This is a genomic window from Synechococcus sp. H60.1, assembly GCF_047462335.1.
Taxonomy (GTDB): domain Bacteria; phylum Cyanobacteriota; class Cyanobacteriia; order Thermostichales; family Thermostichaceae; genus Thermostichus.
Genome location: NZ_JANSJA010000233.1, coordinates 1 through 632, shown reverse-complemented (window position 1 = coordinate 632; position 632 = coordinate 1). Strand labels below are relative to the sequence as shown.

At 46.4% G+C, this 632-nt stretch carries 1 pseudogene; it reads right to left on the bottom strand.

The features are described from left to right. A pseudogene (locus NW852_RS11225) lies at window positions 1-352 on the bottom strand (helix-turn-helix domain-containing protein); the annotation flags it as partial. Window positions 353-632 lie beyond the last annotated feature (280 nt).

Below are 632 nucleotides of genomic sequence, written 5' to 3'. Positions count from 1 at the left end.
GGTAAGTCTTTTTTTGGAGTCATTCCTTGCTTTTTCAAGAAATTGTGTATCGTGAAAGTAATTACATTAATCGCTAAGCGTTCCCGCAACAGTTCTTGATACTGCTAAGGGTAGAAGTCTGGGTATTCTGCAATAATTGCCATCACTTCCTGTCGATGTTGTTCCAAAATACCCACTTGCTTCGCACCTACTTTCTTGGAGATTAATCCTGAGTTGGTTGGTACTGTCGCACCCAACGGTGTACTGTTCTTTTGGTCACCATGAACCGTTCGGCTACCTGGCGGATAGAGGTCTTACCTGCCAGATAAGCTGCCACGACCCTTTGCCGTAGATCCAAAGAATGGGTTGGCATTCCCTTCTCTCCTTCCTCTTAAAACCTGTACCCTATTTTAAATTAACAGGCTGTAAGCTGCTACAACTCTTTGCCGTAGATCCTAAAGAAGGGGCTGCATCCCCTTCTCTCCTTCTTTTTGAGACCTGTACCCTACTCTAAAGTGATTACCAAGCCCTTCGATGCCACCAGATTGGCGGCTCAGGTGGCCGAGACGGTGGGCTGGGATCCCTTAAATACAAGCTGAAATACAAGCTGAGGAAGAAAAAAGGCAGGGCTGAGTTGTCCCTGCCAAGAAGAT